The sequence below is a fragment of the Lysinibacillus sp. Y5S-8 genome (assembly GCF_036894365.1).
Lineage (GTDB): Bacteria > Bacillota > Bacilli > Bacillales_A > Planococcaceae > Lysinibacillus > Lysinibacillus fusiformis_D.
Genome location: NZ_CP145889.1, coordinates 1,545,578 through 1,571,120, shown reverse-complemented (window position 1 = coordinate 1,571,120; position 25,543 = coordinate 1,545,578). Strand labels below are relative to the sequence as shown.

Annotated in this window: 26 protein-coding genes; 11 read left to right on the top strand and 15 right to left on the bottom strand. The window is 36.3% G+C overall.

Translation table 11 applies throughout. The features are described from left to right. Positions 1-76 precede the first annotated feature (76 nt). The 4 genes from V6670_RS07365 to V6670_RS07350 form a co-directional block, all read right to left on the bottom strand. Complete coding sequence (locus V6670_RS07365; RefSeq protein ID WP_338653369.1) at positions 77-832, bottom strand: metallophosphoesterase; 756 nt, start codon at positions 830-832, stop codon at positions 77-79. A gap of 144 nt (positions 833-976) precedes the next feature. Further along, positions 977-1,693 carry a LysM peptidoglycan-binding domain-containing protein gene (locus V6670_RS07360; RefSeq protein ID WP_141904054.1) on the bottom strand — a complete coding sequence of 239 codons (717 nt, stop codon included), beginning with the start codon at positions 1,691-1,693 and terminating at the stop codon, positions 977-979. A gap of 86 nt (positions 1,694-1,779) precedes the next feature. Then, positions 1,780-3,222, bottom strand: a complete 1,443-nt coding sequence (locus V6670_RS07355) for an ATP-dependent DNA helicase RecQ (RefSeq protein WP_338653367.1) — start codon at positions 3,220-3,222, stop codon at positions 1,780-1,782. Then, positions 3,223-4,254 carry a helix-turn-helix domain-containing protein gene (locus V6670_RS07350; protein ID WP_141904052.1) on the bottom strand — a complete coding sequence of 344 codons (1,032 nt, stop codon included), beginning with the start codon at positions 4,252-4,254 and terminating at the stop codon, positions 3,223-3,225. A 106-nt stretch (positions 4,255-4,360) separates the two neighbouring features. On the opposite strand from V6670_RS07350, the gene V6670_RS07345 reads away from it, so the two are divergent. The 3 genes from V6670_RS07345 to V6670_RS07335 all read left to right on the top strand — a co-directional run bounded on the left by V6670_RS07345 (position 4,361) and on the right by V6670_RS07335 (position 6,279). Next, positions 4,361-4,609: a ferredoxin gene (locus tag V6670_RS07345; protein WP_004232564.1), complete on the top strand. Its 249-nt coding sequence runs from the start codon at positions 4,361-4,363 to the stop codon at positions 4,607-4,609. A gap of 128 nt (positions 4,610-4,737) precedes the next feature. Further along, complete coding sequence (locus V6670_RS07340) at positions 4,738-5,331, top strand: hypothetical protein (protein ID WP_141904051.1); 594 nt, start codon at positions 4,738-4,740, stop codon at positions 5,329-5,331. Between the two features lie 165 nt (positions 5,332-5,496). Beyond that, entirely contained in the window at positions 5,497-6,279 is a 783-nt protein-coding gene (locus V6670_RS07335; protein WP_080717138.1) for an SDR family oxidoreductase, read from the top strand. 183 nt (positions 6,280-6,462) lie between these two features. Here the strand turns inward: V6670_RS07335 and V6670_RS07330 are convergent, their stop codons facing one another. Together V6670_RS07330 and V6670_RS07325 are read right to left on the bottom strand one after the other, a co-directional pair. Beyond that, a complete protein-coding gene (locus V6670_RS07330; RefSeq protein WP_141904050.1) occupies positions 6,463-7,191 on the bottom strand; it encodes a sulfite exporter TauE/SafE family protein in 729 nt (242 codons plus the stop codon). Positions 7,192-7,215: 24 nt separating this feature from the next. After that, positions 7,216-8,421 carry an MFS transporter gene (locus tag V6670_RS07325; protein ID WP_141904049.1) on the bottom strand — a complete coding sequence of 402 codons (1,206 nt, stop codon included), beginning with the start codon at positions 8,419-8,421 and terminating at the stop codon, positions 7,216-7,218. 300 nt (positions 8,422-8,721) lie between these two features. Here V6670_RS07325 and V6670_RS07320 point away from each other — a divergent pair, with 300 nt between their 5' ends. Next, positions 8,722-9,546: a methyl-accepting chemotaxis protein gene (locus tag V6670_RS07320; RefSeq protein WP_036126881.1), complete on the top strand. Its 825-nt coding sequence runs from the start codon at positions 8,722-8,724 to the stop codon at positions 9,544-9,546. 16 nt (positions 9,547-9,562) lie between these two features. Beyond that, a complete protein-coding gene (locus tag V6670_RS07315; protein ID WP_338653365.1) occupies positions 9,563-10,108 on the top strand; it encodes a GNAT family protein in 546 nt (181 codons plus the stop codon). Between the two features lie 612 nt (positions 10,109-10,720). On the opposite strand, the gene V6670_RS07310 is transcribed toward V6670_RS07315, so the two are convergent. After that, entirely contained in the window at positions 10,721-13,480 is a 2,760-nt protein-coding gene (locus tag V6670_RS07310) for an S-layer homology domain-containing protein (RefSeq protein ID WP_338653363.1), read from the bottom strand. Positions 13,481-13,895: 415 nt separating this feature from the next. On the opposite strand from V6670_RS07310, the gene V6670_RS07305 reads away from it, so the two are divergent. Continuing rightward, a complete protein-coding gene (locus tag V6670_RS07305) occupies positions 13,896-14,777 on the top strand; it encodes a tyrosine-type recombinase/integrase (RefSeq protein ID WP_141904046.1) in 882 nt (293 codons plus the stop codon). Positions 14,778-15,274: 497 nt separating this feature from the next. Here V6670_RS07305 and V6670_RS07300 read toward each other — a convergent pair whose 3' ends face one another. The 8 genes from V6670_RS07300 to V6670_RS07265 form a co-directional block, all read right to left on the bottom strand. Then, on the bottom strand, positions 15,275-16,828 hold the full coding sequence (locus V6670_RS07300) for a flotillin family protein (protein ID WP_058844285.1): 1,554 nt from the start codon (positions 16,826-16,828) through the stop codon (positions 15,275-15,277). A gap of 15 nt (positions 16,829-16,843) precedes the next feature. Further along, positions 16,844-17,374 (bottom strand): hypothetical protein, encoded by a 531-nt coding sequence (locus tag V6670_RS07295; RefSeq protein WP_338653362.1) that lies wholly within the window; start codon positions 17,372-17,374, stop codon positions 16,844-16,846. A gap of 555 nt (positions 17,375-17,929) precedes the next feature. Further along, on the bottom strand, positions 17,930-18,115 hold the full coding sequence (locus V6670_RS07290; protein ID WP_141904043.1) for a hypothetical protein: 186 nt from the start codon (positions 18,113-18,115) through the stop codon (positions 17,930-17,932). Positions 18,116-18,183: 68 nt separating this feature from the next. Further along, a complete protein-coding gene (locus V6670_RS07285) occupies positions 18,184-18,429 on the bottom strand; it encodes a hypothetical protein (protein ID WP_338653361.1) in 246 nt (81 codons plus the stop codon). 47 nt (positions 18,430-18,476) lie between these two features. Next, entirely contained in the window at positions 18,477-18,647 is a 171-nt protein-coding gene (locus V6670_RS07280) for a hypothetical protein (protein ID WP_186436135.1), read from the bottom strand. Positions 18,648-18,713: 66 nt separating this feature from the next. Further along, positions 18,714-19,178 carry a hypothetical protein gene (locus V6670_RS07275; protein ID WP_338653358.1) on the bottom strand — a complete coding sequence of 155 codons (465 nt, stop codon included), beginning with the start codon at positions 19,176-19,178 and terminating at the stop codon, positions 18,714-18,716. 153 nt (positions 19,179-19,331) lie between these two features. After that, positions 19,332-20,285, bottom strand: coding sequence for a hypothetical protein (locus V6670_RS07270; RefSeq protein ID WP_338653357.1), 954 nt, complete (start codon positions 20,283-20,285; stop codon positions 19,332-19,334). Positions 20,286-20,334: 49 nt separating this feature from the next. Then, the gene (locus V6670_RS07265) at positions 20,335-21,645 is read right to left on the bottom strand and encodes a hypothetical protein (protein ID WP_338653356.1); all 1,311 of its coding nucleotides are present in this window, start codon (positions 21,643-21,645) and stop codon (positions 20,335-20,337) included. A 202-nt stretch (positions 21,646-21,847) separates the two neighbouring features. On the opposite strand from V6670_RS07265, the gene V6670_RS07260 reads away from it, so the two are divergent. The 5 genes from V6670_RS07260 to V6670_RS07240 all read left to right on the top strand — a co-directional run bounded on the left by V6670_RS07260 (position 21,848) and on the right by V6670_RS07240 (position 25,529). Continuing rightward, complete coding sequence (locus V6670_RS07260; RefSeq protein ID WP_338653355.1) at positions 21,848-22,381, top strand: hypothetical protein; 534 nt, start codon at positions 21,848-21,850, stop codon at positions 22,379-22,381. A 76-nt stretch (positions 22,382-22,457) separates the two neighbouring features. Beyond that, positions 22,458-22,937 carry a hypothetical protein gene (locus V6670_RS07255; RefSeq protein WP_338653354.1) on the top strand — a complete coding sequence of 160 codons (480 nt, stop codon included), beginning with the start codon at positions 22,458-22,460 and terminating at the stop codon, positions 22,935-22,937. 264 nt (positions 22,938-23,201) lie between these two features. Then, the gene (locus tag V6670_RS07250; RefSeq protein ID WP_141904036.1) at positions 23,202-23,744 is read left to right on the top strand and encodes a hypothetical protein; all 543 of its coding nucleotides are present in this window, start codon (positions 23,202-23,204) and stop codon (positions 23,742-23,744) included. Then, positions 23,741-24,514 (top strand): hypothetical protein, encoded by a 774-nt coding sequence (locus V6670_RS07245; RefSeq protein WP_338653353.1) that lies wholly within the window; start codon positions 23,741-23,743, stop codon positions 24,512-24,514. Before V6670_RS07250 ends, V6670_RS07245 begins: the two co-directional genes overlap by 4 nt. 16 nt (positions 24,515-24,530) lie before the next feature. Then, positions 24,531-25,529, top strand: a complete 999-nt coding sequence (locus tag V6670_RS07240) for a hypothetical protein (RefSeq protein ID WP_338653351.1) — start codon at positions 24,531-24,533, stop codon at positions 25,527-25,529. Positions 25,530-25,543 lie beyond the last annotated feature (14 nt).

Here is a 25,543-nt window from a genome sequence, read left to right as displayed (position 1 = left end):
GCTGCTTCATGCTTTCACATAATTATAGAATAGACGATACCTTTTTATTATACGCCTTCTCACAAGAATTGGTTGGTTATTTACTCGAAATATCAATGTCAATAATATGACATTGAGGTTTTGCGCCAAGTCGAAAAGGCACTAATGTCGTGCCATAGCCATTACTTACTAAGGTCATGACACCATCACGCTGTCGATAGGAACCGTTGGGATGAACACCGTAAGGACCGAATCGAATCTGCCCTCCATGTAAATGTCCCCCCATCATTAAATCTGCTCGGAACTTTGCTCGAACTTTGGCAAAAACACCTGGGTTATGTGCAATGAAAACAACTAAATCCTGCTCTCCTACCTTTTCAAAGGCCTTTTCAAAGCTATATTCTTTCACTGTTGTATCTTCAATTGCACTTAACCAAAAACGATTTTTTATAGGAAGTAGCACAGCATCATTGACAATGATTTGAACCTGATAGGCCTGTAAAATGTCCTTTAGCCTTTCTTCTCCAATTTCTCTGTCATTATTACCCCACACAAAATAGATTGGTGCGATAGACTTTAATAAAGTCAAATTTTCATGAATCCGTTCAATAGGTGTGCGGCTATCTGCAAAGTCACCACCAATAATCACAGCATCAAAATGTCCCTCTAATTGTGCAATCATTTTTTTATTTATTTTACGTAAATGTACATCTGAAATAAAAAATAATCGTACCTGTTCCTGTTCACCGTATAATGAAAGCTGGTGATGTAATACATTATTTTCATGCGCTACCTTCCACATATAAAGTAGAAAGGCAATGACAACTAAAAGAAATAGCCCTATATATAGCATTTCCTCACTTCTCCTTACGACAGCAAAAAGGCGATTCATTTCTTAAGAAGAATCGCCTTTTCGCTAAATCAGACGTACGTTTTGGTGTGAACGTTTGTCTGTTATTTTATACTAGAAAAACTATATAACCATTAAAAAATCTTATTAAGGTAGCCTAATTACTTGCCCAACCCTGACCGTATTTGAAGACATACCATTGAAAGCACGAATTTTAGCTAATGTCGCCTCACTACCATCGCCATAATGATTCAATGCGATTCGGTATAAGTTCTCGTTCGCTTTGACAGTATGTGTAGTGGCTTTAGCATTTTGTTTCGCTTCTTCTGCTTTTTTCGCCTCTTCTGCTTTTCTTGCTGCCTCTGCCTGTTGTTGTGCTATTCTAGCTTCTTCTGCTTTTTTAGCTTCCTCAGCTTTCTTTGCTTCTTCTGCTTTTTTCGCTTCTTCCGCAGCCTTTTGTTCAGCTGCTAATTTGTCTGCATCTTTTTGAGATTGCTCCTGTGCTTTTTTATCTCCTTGATCGTCTTGTCCCTTACCTTTCTCTTTATCTTTATCAGATGCAGATGACTCGGAAGGATCTAATTCGACGACCTGTTCTGCTGTATCTTTTTCAGCTTGTTCAATCGTTTTTCCTGGCTCATAAAATTTCCAAAAATAAATAAGAATTGTTAATGGAATCAGGATAAAAATAACAAACAAAATCGTCATTAACGGTGTTTTCCGTCTTGTATTTTTTGGCTTTTTATTTTTATTGCCATTTTTATTCATTCTGGAAACTCTTGATAAGGATTGCTGTTCATTTTGTTCATCTTCAAATGATTGACGATGTTCTTCTATTTTATCGCGATAATCTTCTTTATTCATTCGCCTTTCCCCCAACCTTACTACGCTTTCTATCATTTCTATTATGACGAATTTTATGAAAAAAGTAAATGACCGTCAGTTTTAGTCTAAATACCCATTAAAAGTTGCTGCAATCGACTTTCCCACGAAACCATTTCAATTTTCTTATCTTCTTGTAAGCGTGTTTTCTTGATTTCATCATAATCGATTCCACAATTTTCACAACAGTTTTGCGGCTTTTTCTGCAATTTTTGCCCAAAATACCCGACTAAATGTTCACGAATACAGTCTTTTGTCTGAATGATTTTTAGCATTTCGTTCACCGCATGGTATTTCTCTAGGGCTAAATGATTTAATCGAGCTTTCACTTGATCAATAGATTCTTGTTGCACCCAATAATCCAGCACACGAAAAGCTGTCTCACTCAGCTCACCATTTTTCAGCATCTGCGTTGGCTGTATTTGCTGGGAAAGCAGCTCCTGATAGCGATCAACATGGTGTGGTGTCGGTAAATCACCTGTCACAACAAATTTCGCTAGCTCTTCATCCCCTTCACTATACAGCAAAATGGCAAGTGCAGACTGACCATCACGACCTGCACGACCTATTTCCTGCATATAATTCGCTATGTTGGCAGGCATCGATTCATGTATAACCTGACGTATATTAAGTTTATTGATACCCATCCCAAAAGCATTCGTGGCGACTATCCAATCCAGTTCACCATCTATAAACTGCTGCTGAATAAACTGACGGTCTTCTGCTCCATAGCCTGCATGATATGCTGCGGTGCGAATACCTGCTTGTAAAAAGGCTTCACTATATTGCTGCGCACGTTTGCGTGAAGATACATACAAAATACCTGGCCCTGCTGTTTCTTTAATATGCTGCATGAGCCACCTAGCTTTATCAGCCTTTTCCTCTACTACAATACGACCTAAGTGAATATTTGCGCGGTCAACATTATACATAAATTCAAATGGCGTCTTGAGTGATAGGGTCTCACGTATATCTCGAACGACCTTATCCGTTGCTGTGGCGGATAGGGCCAATATTGGCGGACGATTTTCCCTCGAAAACCATTCACCAATTCGTAAATAATCCGGTCGAAAATCAAAGCCCCATTGCGATATACAATGCGCTTCATCCACTACGATTAAGCCAAGCTTCATTTGCGCTAATTTCTCTTGTACCTGCTGCTGTAATAACATTTCTGGTGAGGTAAAGATAAACCGATACTGCTCTAGATAATGTAGTCCATAGCGTTTTTCTGTTTGGGATAAAAAAGAATTTAAAGCAATCACTCTCTTTTCTCCAAAACGCTTCAGCTCTTCTACCTGATCCTGCATTAATGAAAGCAAAGGTGACACAATTAAGACAGGCTTTTCTAATATATAGGCTGGGAGCTGGTAGCAGAGTGATTTCCCCATTCCTGTCGGCAATAAGGCAATAACATCTTGCTCTTGCAGCAAAGCTTCAATGACTTCTTTCTGCCCTGGTCGAAATGATGAATAACCAAAATGCTTGTGCAATAATTGTTCAAGTTCCATTTAAACTTCTCCTTTCGCAAGGACAAGCCTTAATTGAAAATAACTCATGTCATTTAATGCTTCATGTAATATTTTCAATTTTTTTGTTTGATATTGCTTGGATACCTGCCAAACTTTTTGTGCTTCTTCATATGAGACGAATGGTCCAATAGAAAAGTTCGGTTCATACATGGCTAATTCTACAAAATGATCCTCAATTGTACTTTGTTTTAATTTTCGCTTTTGTACAATTTCCTCCATTGAATAGCCTTGCACATATAACTGTGCTGTTTGCTGGGCAGAATCAGTTAATAAAATTGTCACTTTTAACCCTTCAGCCACTCGACCAAGCAATGGGTAATCATTTAATTTTTGTTGCACTTCATTTAATAATATATGTAGTGTTTCTATAAATGCTAATTGACTGTCTAACACGTTTTCCTTCCGTTCAAATGCAAGTTGTTGCCAAGTCCAGCCTGGTAATCGATAACCACTGAGGCGGTAAAGAACAAGCTGTTTGTTGGCATCTGAAACAGGGATCGTTTGGAGTACATTTGTACATTCTACCACTAATTGTTGCTGCAAATGACCTTCCTTGTAATGATGCTCCTGTAAAAAAGAGCGCACCCATGCTTGAATTACTGGATCCCTACTGATTGGTGAAAAAGAACGAACTGTTGCAGTTTGATGTGACAAGCTTTGGACAATGAGAGAAAGCCTTGCATAAAACACATGCTCATTCCCTCGATAATGCCAACCATCAAAGAAAAAGGTCGGTGTTTGCTGTGCACGCTGCAATCCTAGCTTTTCCATGTAAAAATGACCGGATTCCTGCACGTTTAACCAACTATATTGCATAAATAAGGTAACCGCCTCGTCAAATGTGGCACGAGGTAGTTTCGGCAACAGACCAAAATATGGATGCAACTGAAAAAGGCCAATATCTTGAATTGTCTGGCCTGAACGCTTTCCTCTTAGGACATGATAGGCTGCCGAAATTGTCCGCTCCTTATGGAGTTTTTGAAAGATTTGCAATAAAATTTGATGAAACATTGACGCAAATTCCTCCAATTTAATAGTATTTAAGTTGAAATGTAAGATAAACATCTTTAAAATGAGTATGAAGCTTTGTAGGAACATCGTTAAAGGAGAGAAAAAAATGGCTAAATACACAATAGTTGATAAAGATACATGCATCGCCTGTGGCGCATGTGGAGCCGCAGCGCCAGACATTTATGATTATGATGATGAAGGGATTGCCTTCGTTATTTTAGATGATAACATGGGAACTGCTGAAGTACCAGAAGATCTATTAGAAGATATGCAAGATGCTTTTGAAGGTTGTCCAACAGACTCCATCAAAGTAGCCGACGAAACTTTCGATGGCGATTCATTAAAATTCGAATAGTCTTCAAGTAAATGTATACCCTAAAAGGCATCCTACTTTGGGTGCCTTCTTATGTGTATTAAATATTTGCATCAAGAGATAATCATATGGTCTATTGCTATACATACCAATCTATTGGAGGAATGATAATGTTTAAGCAGCTACAAGTTGAACATAGTTTATTTCTTATTAATCAAGACCATATGAATTTATTTAAAAATCTTGCTGCTAAATGGCAACCAGTTTTTCCAGATGTTTGTGCTAAATGTTTGAATACACTAGATTCATGGGCCATCGTGTTAAACAACTGGGTTTTCTTAAAATCTCAGTTCAACGATGAACTCATTCTCAATCCTTCTAAAGCAATTAACTATTCCATCAATACATTTTTAATAGACGAGCTCAAAAAAATTCAAATAATTCAAAAAACAAAGGAATTTGAGAATGATGATTTACAGTATTTTGTCGCTTTCCAATTAGGAAATGCAATAGACCTGTGGGTGTACAATACGCTTGAAAAAAGCTCTGAAGCTGATTTGTTACTCCCTCAACACCTAAAACCATATTTTCTCGCTCATTTAGAGGATGATTTTCAAACAGACAATGCTACATTCCACCGAGATCAAACTAGAGCAATCAAAATACTAGCTCAAGTCATTCGCTCACAAAATAGCTTTAGAATCACCGTCAGCAGTGCTGTTAACCGAGCAGTAGATCTGTATGAACAGCATGGTAACAAATAAAATAGGACTATCTTTAATTCGTCTCTCATAAGAAAGAGATGAATTTTTTTTGCTTATGCAACGACTTCTCTTTTCATCTTGTTATTGCAACGATATTTTATGTATGATAAGATTTTAGTAGTTGGTACTAATAACAGATATTATCTCGCAAAGGAGTTCTTTATAATGATGGATAATTTATTACAATTAAAAGATAAAAACATTGTAGTTATGGGTGTAGCCAATGATCGTAGTATTGCTTGGGGCATTGCGAAACGCTTATTTGACGTAGGTGCAAATGTTATTTTCACCTATCGACAAGAACGCTCATTAAAGAAATTACAAAAGCAATTAGACACAATTGGACATTCTGATTCACTCATCGTGCAATGCGATGTAAATAGTGATGACAGTACAAAAGCAGCTTTCGATGAAATCGGCTCAAAGGTTGGCGTTATTCATGGTATTGTGCATTCAGTAGCTTTTGCCCACGCCGAAGATTTACACAACCGCTTCCTTGAAACAACTCGTGAAGGCTATGCATTTGCACAAGATACAAGTGCTTATTCACTTATTTCAACAGCAAAAGCGGCTCATCCGTATATGACAGAAGGTGGCTCTATTGTCACGATGAGTTACTTAGGGGCTGAACGTGTGCTTGACGGCTATAATGTTATGGGTGTAGCAAAGGCTGCATTAGAGGCTTCCATGCGCTATCTTGCTGCTGATATTGGTCAGGATAATATTCGTGTCAATGCCATTTCAGCTGGAGCTATTCGTACACTTGCTGCAAAAGGTGTACCTTCTTTTAATACAATTTTACACAAAATTGAAGAAACGGCTCCATTAAAACGGAATGTTCAACAAGACGAAGTAGCCGATATGACGATTGTTATGTTATCTCACCTTTCACGTGGTGTAACTGGTGAAACAATTTACATCGACGCTGGCTACAATATTATGGGTTAACTATATAGCAAGACAGGTAAGCTTCTAAACGGAGCGGTAGCGGAGGAAGTAACTTGGCGCTCGCCCACGGGAAAGCAAGTAGCCTGCAACGGAAATCCATTTTCACCTTTCACAAAAATGCTATGGATCATTTTGTTTTTCAACACTATGAGAATGGAAGATAAATATTCTCTTCCATTCTTTTTATAGCATCGTCCATATAGTTTGTATCAATAAAATCATACCTGCTGCTACTAAAAGAAGATAAATTAATGATTTAAATAGCTTTTGATTGAGCCTAGTAAACAAGATTTGTCCCAAAATAAGGCCGATGAAAACAATAGGCAAGGCATACAGACTATAAATCCAAACCAGTTTACTTGTACCCTCAACAGTGACTTGAGATAGTAAACTAATAAGATAGATAAAAATATAATAGGCTAGTGAAATAGCTCTAATGGTTTCCTTATTTCGATGAGTGCTCGCAAAATACAGCAACAATGGCGGCCCTGCCATACCAATACTTGTTGTAAACATTCCTGAGATTAAACCAACGCCATAATCTCTACCACTTGTTTGTTGAATGGAGAGATTTTTCATCAAGAGAAACGTAAGACCTATTAAGAGGATGGCGATAATAAGTTTAAATGTCGTGACATCGACTAAAGCAAATAAAATGCTGCCAAAAGGAGCGCCCACAACACTACCGATTATTATCTTCTTCAGCAAAGCGACATCAATATCATGCCTCACCTTCCAAATGAGAGAACATGAAATAACGAGGGACAGTACGATATTTATTTGCATTGCCTCTTGTGGAGAAAAGAGCAACAGTAAAAAAGGGGTGGCCATGATAGAAAAACCAAACCCCGTACTTGTTTGCAAAATGGAAGCTGTTAGTATAATAAAAAAGTACAAAAGTAATTCCTGCAAAACGACACCTCACATCATTTAGTACTATAGAGTGGTTATAGCATGTTGCTTAGCAATCAATTCCTTCAATAAGAAAGATAACACGCAAGCAATTAGTAAAAATAGAGCAATCATGGCGATCACACCTCCCCAGCCATACTTCATCCAAAAAACACCACCTACTGTCCCACCAACACTCGAACCAACATAATAAAAAAATAAATAAAGGGATGATGCTTGTGCTTTATCATGTGTTGCCCGTCTACTCACCCAGCCACTCGCGATAGAATGAGCTGCAAAAAAGCCAAAGGTAAACACCGTAATCCCTATAATTTTTAAAGTAAGGAGCCCATTGAGTGTTACTATCGCTCCTGACAACATAATGGCAATGGCTAGTAATAGCATTTGTTGGCGTCCGTAACGATCGGCTAGACTACCAAACCATGCTGAACTAAATCTCCCTACTAAGTATATGACAAATATCCAGCCTACAATGGTCGCGCTCAAATTATAGGGAGGGGCGATTAATTGAAAGCCAATATAGTTATAAAGTGTGACAAAGCTTCCCATTAGAACAAATCCAATACCATATAGACACAACATAGAAGGGTCCTTCAGATGTTGCAACAGCGTTTTAGTTAATGCTTTTAATTGTAAAGGACGTGGGCTAAAATGCTTGGAGCTTGGCAGCATCCAGACAAACAACACACTGACAAAAAGGCTAATTCCTCCCAGCACCATCATCCCTATATGCCAGTTATAATGGTCCGTTAATGTCCCGATAATGACTCGTCCACTAAGCCCTCCCACAGAATTACCACTAATGTATAAGCCCATGGCAACACCTAAGCTTGCTGGTTCCATTTCCTCCCCCAAATAAGCCATGGCAATTGCTGGTAAACCTGCAAAAACGATGCCTTGAAGCACTCGCAATCCTAAAATTATTTCAAAGTTTGGTGAAAACGCAAGTGCCACTGTCAATACAGAGGCTGCAAAAATAGAAATCGTCATCAATGATTTTCTTCCCCATGCCTCAGATAACGAACTAACAATAATTAAACTCACTGCTAAGGCAAAGGTAGTAACAGAAAGAGATAAACTTGCTACAGCTGGCGAGACGTGAAACACATCTGCAAATGTCGGCAGTAATGGCTGCGTTATATAGAGATTTGCAAAAGTAATAAAACCTGCCAAAAATAAGGCCCAGTTTGCTTTCTGAAACGCTCTCGTGCCTTTTTGTATATATTCCATGACTCTCTCTCCTTCAGCTCTTCAACATACTACTATTATTCTAATACAATATTTCGTGAAACACACGACCTCTCCGTCAAACAATAGACAAATTCATCACCATTTTCACCAGGAAAAAGCAAATTTTAATTGACATTCAAAACACGCCAACTCTCTTTTTAAAAGCTATTTATAAAAAGGAATTTACTATTTTGACTTGGCAAATATTATGCTACAGTAAAGGTAATCATCTAGAACCATTGTCACAATGAATACAGATGACACAACCATTTTTCATTGACTAGACTTGGAGGAATTTTTATGAAAATTATTGAAGCTTTAGCCCTTGCAGCACCTTATATTCACCTTGCATTAAAGCAAGAAGCCATTGTAGCTGTTATTGAAAAGGACAGTGAGACGGTCATCAAGTATTTAGCAGGGAAACGTGTAGATTCAGGCTATCATGATGGACAAAAAGTAAATGCTAATGACCAAAATGTTTACATTGCCTTTAACGGACAAAATGCAGATGTGGTTATACCAAAGGATGTTTACGGCGTAGCAATCAATGCTTTTTCATTTCCCATTCGCGAAAATGGTCAAGTAGTAGGTGCCTTAGCATTTGGCCTACCAATAGATAATGAACTTAAACTTGAAGATTATATGAGTACTATGGATAATATCGTCAATAGCCTACAAGATAAAGTCCACACAATCGCTTCCCATTCAGAGGAATTAGCGGCTACTAGTGAGGAAATAAATAAGCAGGCACAGCATGCCCTAGAGGATTCAGAAAAAACCAATGCCGTAACGGATTTAATCAAAAGCATTTCCCGCCAAACCAATTTACTTGGTTTAAATGCATCCATAGAGGCTGCTCGCGCTGGACAGCATGGTGCTGGCTTTAATATTGTGGCACAGGAAGTTCGAAAATTGTCCTTTGAGACATCTAGTGCTACCGAAAATATAGAATCTTCCTTACGTAATATTAATAGAAATCTTGAAAACTTAAAGCAAAATATGGGACAAATCAATGATGCAACGAATGAGCAAGCACAGCTTGTACAGGATTTTAGCGAAATCATTGAAGAGCTGACTGTACTAAGCCGCGAAATGAAGGGCTTTATGCACGATGCATTAAAATAATTGGGAGGTGCACAAGATGCAGATAACCATTGCCCAAGATCTATCTTTACGTACAATCACCCTGGAGGATGCAGAAAAGGTTTTTACTTTAACAGATGCCTCTAGAGAGTATCTAAAAGAATGGCTACCATGGTTGGATTACACGAAGGAAGTGGCAGACACGAAAGCTTATATTGAGGGCTGTATTAAAGGACATGAATCCAAAAGTAGTCTCTCCCTCATTATTCTTTTTAACCATGAAATCGTCGGCATAGCTGGCTTTAATGCCATTAATCCGAATAATAACATTGGTACGATCGGCTATTGGCTAAGTGAAGGTGCTCAGGGACATGGCATTATGACAAAAACGGTAAAAGCCCTCTTACAATATGCCTTTGAAACATTGCAGCTGCATAAAGTGGAAATTCGTGTTGCTGAAGCCAATCACAAAAGCCGTGCAATACCCGAACGACTTGGCCTAATAAAAGAAGGTACGATTCGCTCAGCAGAATGGCTCTATGACCATTATGTGGATCATGTTGTATACGGCATGCTTGTAAGTGAATGGCAGCAACAAAAATAAAAGTAGCGTCCTGATGAATCAATTCGGGACTGCCCCCTATATAAGACAGGGATCAAAAAGCATTATCCAATCAGTTGTCGGTACTGAATCGGCGACTGGTTGTTTAGTTTCGCTTGTATTCAGATATCATAATCAAAATTTATGTAGTCTTTGACAGTTTGTTTGACGATTGCCGTCATAGTACGCTTTCAATTGTCTATATAGAACGTTTCAGATTTTAATGCAGAAGAAACGATTCAATAAGGGTATTATTAGCGGGTGATTAATTTCCCCATTTCTCTATAGCCTTCTTTGCCGTTTAAATAGCGTAAAACGGCTCCCAATTTTTCCTCAGCAGTAAATTTATCCATAGAAAAACTGCACCTCTAATTGTTAGAGTGGATCTAACAATTGGGCGCAGTTCACTTTTGAATAGGAGAATCAGCCAGATCAATTTCCCCTAATCGAACTCTTGTTGCATACCTATCACCGGTTTATTTATCTATGCTTTTAACAATTCAACAGAAGAACGATCATTATATCAAATTTAAGGTCTCCTCCGCTGATTTTGTTTTTTCTTTCGGCACATAGATAGAAACATGCAGAGTAAAATAATGGAAAATACTTACTTTACTATTTCCACAGCTCATAGCCGTTTTCCTTACGTGTGTAGGTATGCTCTGTAGACGCTTCTATGATGTGGCAATATGCCCAATGTGTTTTATTTAAATCCTTGTATTGCGGCGCGTCCGATGGAATATCGTTAAGTTCGATTTTGCGGTTTAAAATGGTGTTTACAATTTTCACAACTTCCGCGCGGGTGATTGAACTTGCAGGTCTAAAGCTGCCGTCAGGATAGCCATTAATCCAACCCTTAGTATACGCGCTGTCAATATACTCTGCCGCCCAATGATTGATTGGCACATCATTGAACGAAGTGTTTTCGCTTGTTAACAGGTTATCAAATCTTGAGGCTATGGCTGCAAATTCCGCTCTTGTGATTGTCTGTCTAGGTTTGAACGTGCCATTCCCATACCCTTTCAGTATACCTTGACTTGCAAGGTAATTGACCGACTGTTCATACCATGTGCCGCCACCGACATCGCTGAATTTTCCACTTACAGCCGTATTCTTATTTTCGTCTTTTATCAGTCTGAAAAATATTGCCGCTGCTTCCGCTCTTGTGATTGAGCTTTCTGGCTTTACGCTGCCGTCAGGGTAGCCATTGATATACTTGATATGCTCACCAGTTTCAAGCTCGGGAATAGCGACTGTGTTCTTGTTATAGTAGAATACAACCTTGTTTTCACCTGATTTGATCGTTATCGTTTCCGTCCTTTTACTGCCTGCATCCAAGTGATAACTCTCAATAGCCGGGGCGTTTATAGTTTCTGTGCTGCCAGCTGTAATACTTGAACTTTTACTATAAATAATTTCCCCAGTTTGCTTGTCTATGCCTTGAACTAGTAATGTCGCCGTAGGTGTGCCGCTGCCATTGCCACTACCACTGCCGCCTCCACCTTTACTTATCCATTTTGCGTATAACGTAATGTTGTCGGTAACAGTATCTATAGCAAAGTCCCATGCATTGGTTAGGGAATCTTCTTTATACCAACCGCTGAACGTATAGCCACTTTTGGTCGGTAACGTTGGCTCGGTTATAAGGCTACCTAGGGGTATATCCGTTTTTTCTGCCACTACAGAACCACCGTTGGAATTAAAGGTTACCGTATAAAGTGACTTTGTCAAATATTTAAATTCTCCACCTGCAATGCCGCTTACCGCTTCAGTAGCAGTGCTCATATGATAACCTGCTGGATAAATTACAAGGGATTCATCATTAAAAATACTGCCTCCGTTTCCCCAAAAACGCGCTACCCCCTTATTAGTAATTAAAGTAGGCTCCAAAATTAACGGATTGGCTAGTTTGATAGCTACAAGGCTTGCACCACCTGTTGTTTGGGCGTAAAAAACGCCTCCCGATATAGTGCCGATTTTTGCAGGAGAAGTGCTGCTTGATGTAGTTGAATTGATTGCATAGAATCCACCAGTGAAAATGCCGCCTGAAATCAAGTTTACCGTGGTTTCGTTTAGAAAAGCTTCCCCAGATGCGCTAACGGTGGTAAATTTGCCCCCACTGATGAGCTTGATAAGAGCATTTGGATTATTCGACGCATAGTTCCAAAGGGCAAGAGAATCTCCGGTGATTTCTGTGCCACTGCCGATTTCATTAATCGTACCAACATTCAGAAGACCAATGTTCGTTGAAGTAATAACGGCATTGTTAATGGTACCAATAGTTCCGCCAATATCATTTTGGAGGCCAGATTGTCCACCTGAAAAATTTCCTCCGCTTATCGTGTTAATATAAGCGCCGGCTTGGATTAGCAGAACACCTATCTCTCCATCAAAAGTTCCGCCTGATATTTCATCTATACCTGACGGATAGTCCAATGCTACAATGTCAATTCCTCTTCCTTCTTTATTAGTAGTAAGTCCCGTATACGCACAAACAAATCTCCCACCGCTAATTTCCCCAATTTTCCCACCTCGAATCAGGCGAAGAGCGGAAATCTCATGTTCCGCAAAAAAATCCCCGTTGGAAATCTCACCAATTTGTGCCTTACCGTCCACCTGGACATTTGCCCACCTATCTGGAGCAGCAGCCAAATTTCTGAAAGTGCCACCCGAAATTAGATTGATTTTTGTACCTTCGTCATACATATATAGCGAGTGCGTTTTACCAATGATAGTTCCGCCACTGATTTCCTCCAGTGTGGCACCATTCGTCATCGAAATGGCGATTGATCCGGAAGATTCCAAATGTCCGCCAGTTATTTTTCCGGACGCCTTCGGATCGTATAAATCCAGTACCATATTCCCAGTGCCAGTCGCTAAAAGCTTTGCTCCATTGTTTACTTCAATATTGCCATTTGCAACAGATATAATTGTTCTCTGGGAACCCGTAAGCGTAAGTACTTCAGTATCCGAGCCTCCGCCCAAAGTCAAATCAAAGCCATTCTGGACCCAAAAACTAGCATTAATACCCAATGTAATTTTGTAATTTCCTCCACTAGCTATTAGCGTAATATCTTTCATAATTGAAATTGCCGTTGACATCGTTATATCTTCTGTTACAGCAATCGTATCATTGTCCTGGGCTGCATTTATCGCCCCCTGCAGCGTGGCATAGGTTGCGCCATCCACTCTAGGGGCAGTATCGTTGGAAACTGTACTGGGTGATACAAACAGGGTAACTTCGCTATCCGCATTTGCCGACAACATAAACTGTGGCATGAGTGAAAAAAACATTGTCAGAAATAACAGCAGTGAAACCATCCGCTTATTGCCTATTGCTTTTACAGTACCCGTTATTCTTTTAAAATAATTCATTTTTCATTACCTCCAATTTGTTACTAACTTCCTTCTGAACAACTTTAAATTTGGATTAGTATTACTTTTGTGATGAATTCTGTTAATAAAAAGATCGTATAAGTTTGTGTTAATATGCTTCTCCCCCCCAGCCGCACCAGTTCCTTTACCTACATATCTTTTTATTTGAGTTGCGATAAATATAATTATCGCAACTCAAAAAGCTTGCAAAACCCTTCTAAGAAGGAGCTTTGCAAGCTTTGAAATTTTTTTGTCGATTTGTTCAAATAATGAAATAATTGTAGGGTTTACTATGCCCATTATAGTTTATTATAAAACTAGTAGTTGCGATAATTATATTTATCGCAACTATGTTGTAAATTGTAATACTTGCTGATATACTCTTGTCAAAGTCAAAAAGGAGTATATTATTTTTATGCTATTAAACAAGCTAAAGGGTGGTTTGCCTAAATTCATTAAACATTTAACATACAATGAATACGCAAAAAATAGTATCAGAAGCTATCAAAAAGATATTTTGAAACTGATTGATTTTTTAGAGGGAAAAGACGGAAAACTGCAAAAGGAATATTTAATAGAGTATAAAAAATCAATGGAAATAAGGCTGAAACCTTCAAGCGTCAACCGCAGCATTGCGGCGGTCAATAAATTTTTTAAATTTATGGGGATGGATGATTTCACCCTAAAGGCTCTGAGAATTCAAGAACAGACCACCGCTCAACATGAGCTTACCCAAAAGGAATTTGACAAGTTGATTGAAAGCGCCTTCACGAATAAAAAGACGAAAACTGCGATGATTATGCTAACGCTTGCCTATACAGGAATACGTATAGGGGAACTGCAGTTTATCACCGTTGAGGCTATCAAGAGCGGTAAGGTTCTTATTAACAATAAAGGAACTGTACGTACGATTGTCATACATAAGGATTTACAAGGCCATTTATCCTTATATTGCAAGGAAAAAAATGTGAAAAGCGGTATTGTTTTTACGGGCAGTAAAGGCAGCCCTATAAGCCGTTCCTATATTGCACGTGCAATGAAAGAAGTAGCAGAGAAATGCGGAGTTGATCCAGCAATGGTTTTCCCCCACAATCTACGGCACTACTTCGCCCGAAGCTTTTTAGACTGCGGCAATCCACTGTCGGATTTAGCGGACATTTTAGGACATAAAAGCATTGACACCACAAGACGTTATTTGAAAACCAGTGCCGAAACGAAACAAAAGCAGTTGGCAAAGCTGAAAATCATCCCGAACTGGCAAAAAAATTACGGGTTTCCTCAGGAAAAAATAATGTGACAACTTGTAAAACTAAATATGAAACATAATTAGCGCAATTTGAAAAGATTGGGCTTTTTTGCATAAAATGTGGATGTAGTGCTCCCAGTCAAGTAGACAGTGAAAATAAAAAATTCTTTATGAGTGTTGATCCCTAAATTCTATTAAATTTTCTTGGTAGCATTCATTGTTGTAAAACGAAATATTTGTCTCAATGTTATTTCTTCAGAGTAGGTTTCTGTTGGTTTAATCTCTCAGACCCCTTCTTTAAAATAAAGATCATTATTATACCAATCTTTTTTTGTATTTTGGTGTACATCTAAAATTTTTGCTACTTCATTTAATGTGTAATGCTCCTCCTGCTAGAATTATATAATCGCTAACTTCTTCAGTGAAAGAACATTTTGTCATAAAAAAATCCCCATTAGATAAACAGATTTTATTTTTTAATCTGTCTACCTAATAGGGAACCTATCACAATTGGAAATGCCATTTTTCTTTGGGTAAATTTATTTTTACTAGGATTGTTCTACAGTTTCTTTTGTTTCTACTGCTTCAACAGGTGCTTGCTTTTTTTCTAAACCTAGGGCAATTTGCTCTAATTCTGGACGCAAAGTGTGCTTACCAGCATAGCTTTCGATCAGTTCCTTCACATCGATACCAGAAGTTTCTTTTAATGTTTCTTGTAGTGTAGACATTAAATTAGTTGCATAAGACGTAACCTTATTTGCTCCACTGCCTTCGCCACCACCAGTATCGACCACTGTAATTTTATCAATATTACCAAGAGGGCTCGCAAGCTCTTTTGCATATTCTGGCATCATGCGCACTACCATATCCAGCACAGCTGCTTGACCATAGTATTCAAAGGCTTCGGCAATTTTACGTTTAGCCTCAGCTTCTGCAAGACCTCGTAGGCGAATAATATCTGCTTCTGTCTCACCTTGCGCTCTTTCGGCATCTGCTTTGGCAAGACCATCCAAACGAATTTTCTCCGCCTCTGCTTTCGCTAACGATTCAATACGATATTTTTCCGCATCTGCCTGCGCTAGCTCTCGCATTTTTTCGGCAGCGGCATTTTGTTCCACTGCATAACGATCCGCGTCAGCCTTTTTCTTCACTTCAGAGTCATATTGCTTCTCACGACGTAAAATCTCTTTTTCTTCTAATTCAATTTGCTTTTGACGCTCAATAATGCGAATTTGCATTTCTTGCTCAGTAACTTCCTGCTTAGCACGAGCTGTTTCAAGCTCATAGGCTTGGTCAGCACGGGCTTTTGCAATATCCTGCTCACGACGGAACTCAGCTACCTTTAATTGATTTTCTTTTTCTGCTTCTGCAATTTCTGTCGCACGTTCTAGCTCTGCCTTTTGTGCTTCCTTAGAGGCTTCTGCACGTTTGATACGTGTTTCTTTCTCTGCATCTGCCGTCGCAATATCTGCATCTCGTTTTACCTGTGCAATTCTTGGTTTACCAAGTGAATCTAAATAGCCATTTTTATCTCGTACATCTTTGATCGTGAAGGATACAATCACAAGACCCATCTTAGCTAAATCCTGAGAAGCAACACGTTGAACTTCCTGTGAGAATTTATCACGGTTTTTGTAAATCTCCTCAACCGTCATGGAGCCTAAAATTGAACGTAAATGGCCTTCTAAAACTTCGCGTGCTTCCGCTTCACGCTCCGTTTTTTGCTTTCCTAAAAACTGCTCTGCTGCTGTTGCAATTTCAGAAATGGAGCCGCCAATTTTAATAATGGCTGTACCATCAGCCATAACAGGTACACCTTGTTCTGTATAAACTTCAGGCGTTGTTACCTCTAGTTTACTAGATAGTAAACTTAATGGCTGTGCTTGCTGGAAAATAGGGAATACAAATGTACCGCCCCCACGAATTATTTTAATGCGATTCCCCGACTCATCTTTATGTACATTTTTTGAGCCGAGATAGCTACCTGTCACAATCAGTGCTTCATCAGGACCCGCCGTACGATACTTTGTCACATATAAGCCGACTAGGGCGATTAATACAAATGCTACAATTCCTAAAACAATTAGAATATCAGTTGACATAGATAGATCTCTCCTTTATACAAATTTTTTCTCATACATTCTGACAAAAAGTGTACCATCCTTCACATCTACAACAAGCACGGTCTCATCATAGTCAATGGCTTCATTATCATAGCCTGTTGCCCGTTTCGAAATCATACCACTTGTCGTTTCGATAACAACCTCACCAAAACCATTTACAGGAATTGGTACAATGACTTTTCCCAATTGCCCCCCTAGTGATTCCTCCGTATAAGCCAATGAAACATCAGCTGATCGCAGCGGAACGAGGATGAATAAATAAAAAAAAGTACTTAAAATAACGCCGATGATACATGCAGCAATAATGTTCCAAACGCTAGAGAACCAGGCTAGTTTTTCTAAAATAAATCCTGCTGCTGACATCAACGTAATGAAAGATAGAATGACACTCGGATTAAAAATGGGCAGTCCTTCACCAATACCTTCGACAGCATCACCAAAAAACATAACGAGTATTGTGGCAAGGCCAGCAAAAATCAAAACAACCAAAAAGATCTGTTCGAGTGAATAGCCAAATAGCGTCAAGTTGCTCACCCCTTTCATCATATTACCTACTATACGGATATACCCCTGGAAAAGTTTCGAAATTTTTCGCATTTTTCAAACAAAAATGGAGCAAGTCACCAGTTTCTTTAAATTCAGGGCAGTAAAAGTACTAATTGATCAATCGTTAATATTTCTAATTGTTCACGTTCATAGGTATGATTCATGGATTATCACCTCAAAGGTTTACTTTCATCAACAAGTATATTGAGTACTTTATGTAGAAATTGATTGGAACGAAGAGCAGTGACTCCTACTGGAAAGTCGAGGTCCTGTACTGAGCGAATGCTTTCTGTACGAAAGCAAAGCGGAAGTAACGAAGCGAGGAAAGCAGTTTGCCCCTCTCGTGGAAATCAATGACTTAGCTCTATTTCATTGTAAAAGAAAAAAGACGTTAGACAATTCAATTTTTTGAGTTTGTCTAACGTCTGAGCAGAGTATAATTAATCTATACTCCGCAATAATATTATGTATACTATCATCATTTATTTTATGTTACTTTTTGATTGAGGAACCCAACACTATGACTTGCGATTACTAATAAATATCTAATACATCTATTTTTTCTAGTAAACTGTCTATAATTCTCTGTGCCTCCCTTTCTAAATGATCCATTTCCATTGAAATATGTAAATTTAAATCACCCATTTCTTGATAAGCCAAAGCCATAGCATGACTATCAATTTTCAAAGAAGGTGTTCTTTTGTTTTTTACTAAGTTCATTTAACTCATTCCCTTCATTAAATGAATAGAATTTTGTTTTTTATAACTACCAACAATTTTAGTTGTCTCTATTTTTCATCATCTGATTCACTATTTAATGCAAGTTGAGTTTGTTCAGCTTTTTGGATCTCCATAAATGTCCATTCAATAAGTTTAATTGAATTCATTAACTCTACCTGGAGTCTCTTACATTTATTTATACATTCATTTAAATTATTTTCACTTTCAAACGCCCTACCCTGATTCATAATGCGAAGAACTTTTCCAAAATGGCTCATCATTTCTTTTATTTCACCTAAAACAATTTTCTCCATATATACATCCCTCCTCCAGCAACTCTACTTATTTAATACATAACCTCTCAACTTTTACCCCTACACTGAATAATCCACTTTAAACAATTACTTGGATTAACATTTTTCTTTTTTGATATGTAAACGATTGCTAATGCTTCGGCATCTACCATATTAATTCTACCTTTTGATTTTTCAATTATTTCAGAGGCAAACTCTTTCACAACATATTTGTCCATCTAAACACCCCATTTTTTTACATTAATCTATCTATTAGAAAACTGTGACACTACAACTTTATGTACTCAGTTCATTCTTTCTAAAATTTTATGATTTGGATAATGTATTTTTAAATAATCTTTAAGACTCTCCAAACTTGTAATCTGGTTATTGATTATAGATTTTCTTTGAAACCCATTATATAGATAAATAGTACTTTGGAATTCCGCAACACAAAAAATATTATCTTTATTATCATCTAACTGAACTAAACTATCGTAGTGGATTTCCATTTCTTGTGATTTTTTATAAATAAATTTTGTATCACCTATCTCCTTAATAAGTTCAACCTCATCATCATTAAATTTATCCATAAGAATTAAACTCGAAAGAGAACTATCCATACATTCACACATTAAAGCATTCCCTCCCTCGTCATTTAACACTACATTTGAAATACTGCCATAGAAATTATTCATTAATTCAAAAGAAATATCACTATCTTTATAAATAACAAGCTCTACTATTGCAGTTGTCTCCTTATTATCCATTTAAATCCCTCCTTATTGCGAAGATTAAACAATTATATTGTTTTTATATTAACACGAACAGACGTTCGTTTTCAAGCGAATTACTTGAGAATATTTACAAATTTTAGCCAACAAATACTTTTTAGCAAATAAAAAAACTGGTATTCACCAGTTCTATAACTCAATATGGAAAAAACCGTAATTTGTTTTCATAAAATCAAAATCAAGCTTATGTTGGAGGATGGAATAACTAACATACTTACTATCTTTATTTACGTATCCTGTATCATATTTACTAGCAACTTTCTCTAAAACGTCCTTATTAAGTACTTTTACCTCCTGATGTTTGAGCAATTCCCATATGTACCACATCATCCCGGAGGTTTGAATTGTACTTGCTATCAAATTACCATTGTCAAAAACAGATTTTGCTAAATCCAAAGCTCTATTTCCGAATGAAGCCTTCAGCTGTATATCTTCGCCCTTAGCATTTGCTTTTTTAAATATATAAGTACTATCTGAAAAATATTTTTGCCCTTGCTTTGGTTGTGCACTTGTTGAGGATACTTTATCTAACCTTTCTAACCTCCAGTATAAATCTTCGGATATTTCAATTGTTCTAGTATAGCCCTTATTATTTAGTAATTTTACTTGACATTCTCCATTTCCAAGCTTTAAATCATCCATTTTTAAATTTAAAATCTCACTATAGCCCTCTCCTTTAATCCCCTCAAATAAGCAGAGAAGAAATACTGCATGTCTTTGGTCATCAAATAATTGCAGATTGCTTAATAATTGCTCTCTTGTATATCGAACTATAGATGCTTTAAAGATAAATTTACTACAATATTCCATATCAATAATACTTGGTAGTCTTTGTGATCGATTATCTGTATAGCCATTCATTATAGCCCAATCTATATATCTCCCAATAAAACCGATAGATGCACTAATTGATTGTGGACTTGGTGATTTTAAACTGTAAAATAACTCTTCTAATTCTACTTTATTCATATCAAATATATCTTTATTTTTTTGATTTTCTAGCAATGTTGCTTTATTAAATAGCGATAAATAAGTAGTAAGGCTGTTTTCCTGTACATCTAATGATTGCAAATACCATTCCATAAAATGTTTAATAAATACATTTTCTTTCAGCTCCTAGTACACCTCATTTTCAAATTAATTGTTGAAATAACTTTTGAATTTTAGCTCTATTATGCAAGCTCATACTACCATATTTAAGAATTCCAACTTCCTCCCAAATAGGATTACCCTTTGTAAAATCAATTTTGTCTAAATGCTTATTTAAATCTTCAAATGGGATATTACTTTCAAACATTTTAGCAGCTAATTCGATGTGACCAATGAACATTCTACTCTTAAACATTAACGAATCTTTATCAACTAAATTTTCCTTATAGTACGCAAAAAGATACATCATATATTCATTAATAATTTTGGCAATTTTAATGATTTCAATGCGATTTTCTATAATAAAGCTTTTATCAATGGCATTGGATAACTCCGAAAACGTTACTACTTCACCATATGAATATTTAACGTTGGCGTTCGATGTAATTCTCCCTTTTAATTCACCTTCAGCTTTTAGTTCGATGACAACTTCATCGGATAATTTATCTTTTGCTAATTCTTGTAATCTAGGTTTGGGAATTGGATTAGCTTTTGCCATGTCTACTTGGACTCGCTTACATTGAGCCTCCGTCATATTTGAAAAAATGACAATCATAGCTCCTTTTAAATCAACCTTTTTCATATAGGCATTATAAATAGAAAAAGTTCGATGCGCACCATCCAGAACATCTAATAACGCGCCTTCTAATAGGGTTAGTGATTGCTCTCGTTCATCATAAATATATTCAATCCCATTCACTCCAGAGCCCACTCTAGCATTGTAGCGTAAGGTAGAAGTTATTAAATCTCCTTCCAATGTTTGTTTTTCAATATCTCGTAAAGATTTAGGATTTAAATTCATTACCTCTATAATTGCGTCTTTTACCCTTTTCTTTTTTGCCTGGCGTTGGATATTTGGATTATACATTGTAATACCACTCATCCAGAGCTTTCCTATAATTGTATTTGGGATTATCGCTACATACTCATTGTGTCCAGTTTTTAGCACACTCTCAAAGGTATAAGGCAATCTAATAATTTCTTCATATGGAGATTCTTTTCTATACAATCTCAACTCCTTGACCTCTGATGGATTTAGCCATTCTGCTGACCAATCACCATCATCATCATTAAATTTTAAATATAACTGCTCTGCTAGGAGTAGTAGTTCTTGAATGTTCGCTTCGTATAGCCTCCCCTCATCATTTATTAATTCAAGTATATTTCCTATACTTATGTTATGTTTCTGAAGCTGTATAGCAATCTCATCTAATATTAGATCATTTTGAACTAACAGAGGAATTTTGGCTTTGATATCCTCTATCAACAATTCTTTCGTTTTCCCAACCTTCACCTTTCTACACTCCCTCTTTTTTCCATTTTAAATAGATTTATTTTAATAGTAACATACGCTATTTTATAATGTAACATTTTAAATTAATTTATTTAATATTAATTTAACTGCTTTTCTTAATACATCATTAAACTATAGATAAATTAATTTAAAATAATCATTGATTTATCTGATGATAGGATTATAATATAAAAACATAAATATGGAAATGCAAAAGGAGATGGATGCTATTATGGTTTTCCAAACAAGTAAGGATACAAAATACAAGCAATTAGTATTATCAGATGTAGCCGTTATTAAAGAACTGTTAACTTTCAGAGGATCAATTGACGATACAAACATCAATCAAGGAGCTTGTGCAACTAATTCTTTAAAAATGAACACAGATGTTATTACTTTGTTCGCAGATTTAGATAAATTAATTGAAAAATCCTTAAATGAAGAGCAAATTAAATTAATAACATATATTTCAAAAGACTACACCTATTATACTATCGGAAAAATATTAGGGATACCCGCAAAAACAGTTGGAAGTCGATTCAATACAATTTGTCTGAAGATTAAACAAGAGAATGATAGACAATGGAGAAAAGTAACTTATATCAATACATTAAAATTAAAAACAAAAACATGTAGTAAGTGTTATGATGTTCTCCCAGCTACAGATGAGTTTTTTAGTTTAAATAGTAGCAGCAAAGATTTATTTCATTCACAATGCAAAAAATGTAAAAAATAATCATATTATACGTTTGGGCGAAAATCGTGGATTTTAATCTACACCAGTCACCCTAATAAGTAGAAGGAGAATTAATATGAAAATACAATTACCAAATACGATAATTGAATTAAATTTAGAGCTCCCAATTGAAGAGAGAGTTCAATACATACAGTCCATTTTAGAAAATGAGAAAATCGTTTATCGAGGTGAAGAGATCTCTTTAGAAATCTATTTAACAGCTACCTCACAAGTTCATCATACGATCGTTATATTGGATATCCTAGGCTACTACATGACAAAAGGTTATTTTACTAAAGAAGAACTTTTTTTAGAGGAAGAAAATTTAAAGTATATTAAAGAAGCTAAAAAACGTAATAAAAGACGGAGAGAACTAACAAAATTACTAAAGAATCAAAGCACAACGCATCGATTACAAGATAATTACGTACTCTCCCACTATAAACAGAAAGAAATTAAAAAAGGCTCTAGCAGACATAATACATTTTCAAATACTTCCTATTATGAAGCTCTTGCTCTTGGCATTGAAGATATAGATGAAGAGTCTATTCAATAAGTTAATTAATTTAAAATACATAAAATAAATGAATTTTTCAAATAGGTCTGTCAGTTACATAAAATTTTTTATACAGGCCTATCATGAAGGTTTCATTTAAAAAGTGTAGCCTACTTTTATGCAATCTATTTATTTGCTTAGTATGACTACTATCTATATGAATTGAAAGAAGGTGATGCCTATTGTATGGATGAATTAATGTGAAATATTTTTAATGATGAAACCTTCAAAATGACACTCTTAGGAGGCTACAGATAAAGGAGAATGAAAATTGTAAAAAACATAACTGAATTTTATCATTCATTGATAAAAAATGAAAAATTGCTTCGTTTGCTATACTACATACCACAGGATCCTTCAGATGATCCACTTGACGAATTAAAAATGGATGTTTCTCAATTACCCGAGAAAGAACATATACTTAACAATTTAATCGTTATTGGTGATAAAACTAGTGATTTATCATTAGAAACAAAATTTTGTAGAATTTGCTTATATACAGGATCTCGGATGCCTCAAAAAAACTATATCAAAAACATCAATCAATTCTCTGATAACCCTTATTCAAGCACTCAACAATATATTTTTGATATGTATACACCTGATTTTGTCAATAATATTGATTTTCGCCTTGATTGGCTTGGTGAAGTGCTAAATGAAGTATTATTTCAAGAGGATATTGAAGAATTTGGGGATTTAAGATTCCATAGCGGACTCCCCATCACCAATTTACCAAATGGTTTTATAGGTTATCGATGGATTTACATTATGCCTTCAGGGCAACAGCCTATAGGTTATAGATCATGAAGATTACTACTAAAAAGGCTTTCGGAAAACCCATTTATTATAAAGGTTTAAATATTTATCCTGTAAAAATGAAGGATGCAGATGAATTTTATGATGCTGTGCAGTGCTTACTTTTACCTAAGAACGATTTTCAACAGCCTGAAATAATTAGAATGTCTTACTTCTTTTTTTTAATTTCCATATCTCAGAACGATGGCGGACATGAAATATTAGAGAAATTAATTTCATTATACCGTTTAGTTTTTAAGACTGAGGATATTCAAGTTTCAATGAATGAAAAAGGTATGGTATTTATGGTTGTCGATGGTATCACTTTAAATGAGCGTGATTTTGATAAAATCAAAACCATTATTAGTGAACAAAATCTTATTGATTTAGATGATGAATTTATCGATCCTGGTACAAAAAAAGCCATTCAAGAAGCACGTGCATTTATGGCTAAAAGAAAAACAAAACAGGCAGATTTTGAGCAACAAATAATTGCTTATCATTGTAAATCTGGCTTACCCTACCATGAAATTGAACATTTAACTTTATATCAATTCCATAAAGGTTTAATTCGCATGGACTATATGGTAAGTAGCGATGCCATTCTGAATGCTCGCTACTCTGGGATGATCGAATTTAAAAATGACCAAGATCTCCCCCATTGGTTAGGTTATATTGAAGAACCAAAGAAAAATGAAGATGTCATTATAACAAAATCAGCATTTGATCAACAAATGAAAAAGCTAGGTCTTGAGCCTAGTTCCAATACAAATAAAAAATAAAAGGATGGTAATTTTTATGTCACAACAAAATCAATTTTTAACTTCAGTAGCAAATGTTCGTTTATTTGACCGTTTAACAAATGAATTAATTTTAAATGGTAAAACATTACTTAATTCATCTATGACTCAAGCAATTCAAACACAGGCTATTCATGCAGGGAAAGGCTCTAAAAAGGTATACGAGCTTAACTATCAAAAGGAATTAACATTCTCCATTGAAGATGCCGCTTTTGATACTGCTTATATTGCTTTACAAAATGGTACAGAAATCAATCATCAACTAGCTGAATACTATACAGATGAAATTATTTTACTTGATGCAGCTGGGAAAGGCACATTAGCTGAAACACCTATCGGTATGGTGCATGTAGAGCAACTAAACGGGACATTCACACAATATACGCCTACTGGTAAAGAAATTAGTGTTCCTGCATTAGCTGGGAAAGAAATTCAGGTTGTTTATGCTGTTCAGGAAATGATGGACACGATTGAGATTTCTGCTGACTCATTCCCTAAAGCTGTTCGTATGGAATTAAACGTAGATATTCGATCAAATAACGGGAAAACTGGGGAAGTTATTATTGAAGTGCCGAACTTTAAACCGAATGGTGCTGTTGAAATTTCAATGACACATGAAGGTGTAGCTTCTTCTTCCCTAGCTGGTAGCTCGCTTGCCGATAAAAAAGGTAATTATGCTTATATTAAACTTCGTAATTTATCAGAGGAAAAAGTACAATTTACGGCACTTGCTGCAAATCCATCTCATGTAGTTCTTGATTCCACTGTCGTTGGAGATTCACAACGAATTTCAGTATTAGGTATTCGTGGCGCAGGCTATAGCAATGTTTTACTACAAAACACTGATTTAACTTGGACATCAAAGGATTCATCCATTGCAACTGTAAGTGCAGATGGTGTCGTTGCTTTAGGAGCTTCTTCAAAAGTCAACGATCAAACAATTATTGAAGTAACTGATGGTACATACAGCGAAAAAATTATTGTAGATATCGTATAAATGAATTAATTAAA

Bases quoted from the DNA above. Each gene is read 5' to 3' on its own strand.
- V6670_RS07365 (WP_338653369.1), bottom strand. From the start codon at position 832: ATGCTATATATAGGGCTATTTCTTTTAGTTGTCATTGCCTTTCTACTT.
- V6670_RS07360 (WP_141904054.1), bottom strand. From the start codon at position 1,693: ATGAATAAAGAAGATTATCGCGATAAAATAGAAGAACATCGTCAATCA.
- V6670_RS07355 (WP_338653367.1), bottom strand. From the start codon at position 3,222: ATGGAACTTGAACAATTATTGCACAAGCATTTTGGTTATTCATCATTT.
- V6670_RS07350 (WP_141904052.1), bottom strand. From the start codon at position 4,254: ATGTTTCATCAAATTTTATTGCAAATCTTTCAAAAACTCCATAAGGAG.
- V6670_RS07345 (WP_004232564.1), top strand. From the start codon at position 4,361: ATGGCTAAATACACAATAGTTGATAAAGATACATGCATCGCCTGTGGC.
- V6670_RS07340 (WP_141904051.1), top strand. From the start codon at position 4,738: ATGTTTAAGCAGCTACAAGTTGAACATAGTTTATTTCTTATTAATCAA.
- V6670_RS07335 (WP_080717138.1), top strand. From the start codon at position 5,497: ATGATGGATAATTTATTACAATTAAAAGATAAAAACATTGTAGTTATG.
- V6670_RS07325 (WP_141904049.1), bottom strand. From the start codon at position 8,421: ATGGAATATATACAAAAAGGCACGAGAGCGTTTCAGAAAGCAAACTGG.
- V6670_RS07320 (WP_036126881.1), top strand. From the start codon at position 8,722: ATGAAAATTATTGAAGCTTTAGCCCTTGCAGCACCTTATATTCACCTT.
- V6670_RS07315 (WP_338653365.1), top strand. From the start codon at position 9,563: ATGCAGATAACCATTGCCCAAGATCTATCTTTACGTACAATCACCCTG.
- V6670_RS07310 (WP_338653363.1), bottom strand. From the start codon at position 13,480: ATGAATTATTTTAAAAGAATAACGGGTACTGTAAAAGCAATAGGCAAT.
- V6670_RS07305 (WP_141904046.1), top strand. From the start codon at position 13,896: ATGCTATTAAACAAGCTAAAGGGTGGTTTGCCTAAATTCATTAAACAT.
- V6670_RS07300 (WP_058844285.1), bottom strand. From the start codon at position 16,828: ATGTCAACTGATATTCTAATTGTTTTAGGAATTGTAGCATTTGTATTA.
- V6670_RS07290 (WP_141904043.1), bottom strand. From the start codon at position 18,115: ATGAACTTAGTAAAAAACAAAAGAACACCTTCTTTGAAAATTGATAGT.
- V6670_RS07285 (WP_338653361.1), bottom strand. From the start codon at position 18,429: ATGGAGAAAATTGTTTTAGGTGAAATAAAAGAAATGATGAGCCATTTT.
- V6670_RS07280 (WP_186436135.1), bottom strand. From the start codon at position 18,647: ATGGACAAATATGTTGTGAAAGAGTTTGCCTCTGAAATAATTGAAAAA.
- V6670_RS07275 (WP_338653358.1), bottom strand. From the start codon at position 19,178: ATGGATAATAAGGAGACAACTGCAATAGTAGAGCTTGTTATTTATAAA.
- V6670_RS07270 (WP_338653357.1), bottom strand. From the start codon at position 20,285: ATGGAATGGTATTTGCAATCATTAGATGTACAGGAAAACAGCCTTACT.
- V6670_RS07260 (WP_338653355.1), top strand. From the start codon at position 21,848: ATGGAAATGCAAAAGGAGATGGATGCTATTATGGTTTTCCAAACAAGT.
- V6670_RS07255 (WP_338653354.1), top strand. From the start codon at position 22,458: ATGAAAATACAATTACCAAATACGATAATTGAATTAAATTTAGAGCTC.
- V6670_RS07250 (WP_141904036.1), top strand. From the start codon at position 23,202: ATGAAAATTGTAAAAAACATAACTGAATTTTATCATTCATTGATAAAA.
- V6670_RS07245 (WP_338653353.1), top strand. From the start codon at position 23,741: ATGAAGATTACTACTAAAAAGGCTTTCGGAAAACCCATTTATTATAAA.
- V6670_RS07240 (WP_338653351.1), top strand. From the start codon at position 24,531: ATGTCACAACAAAATCAATTTTTAACTTCAGTAGCAAATGTTCGTTTA.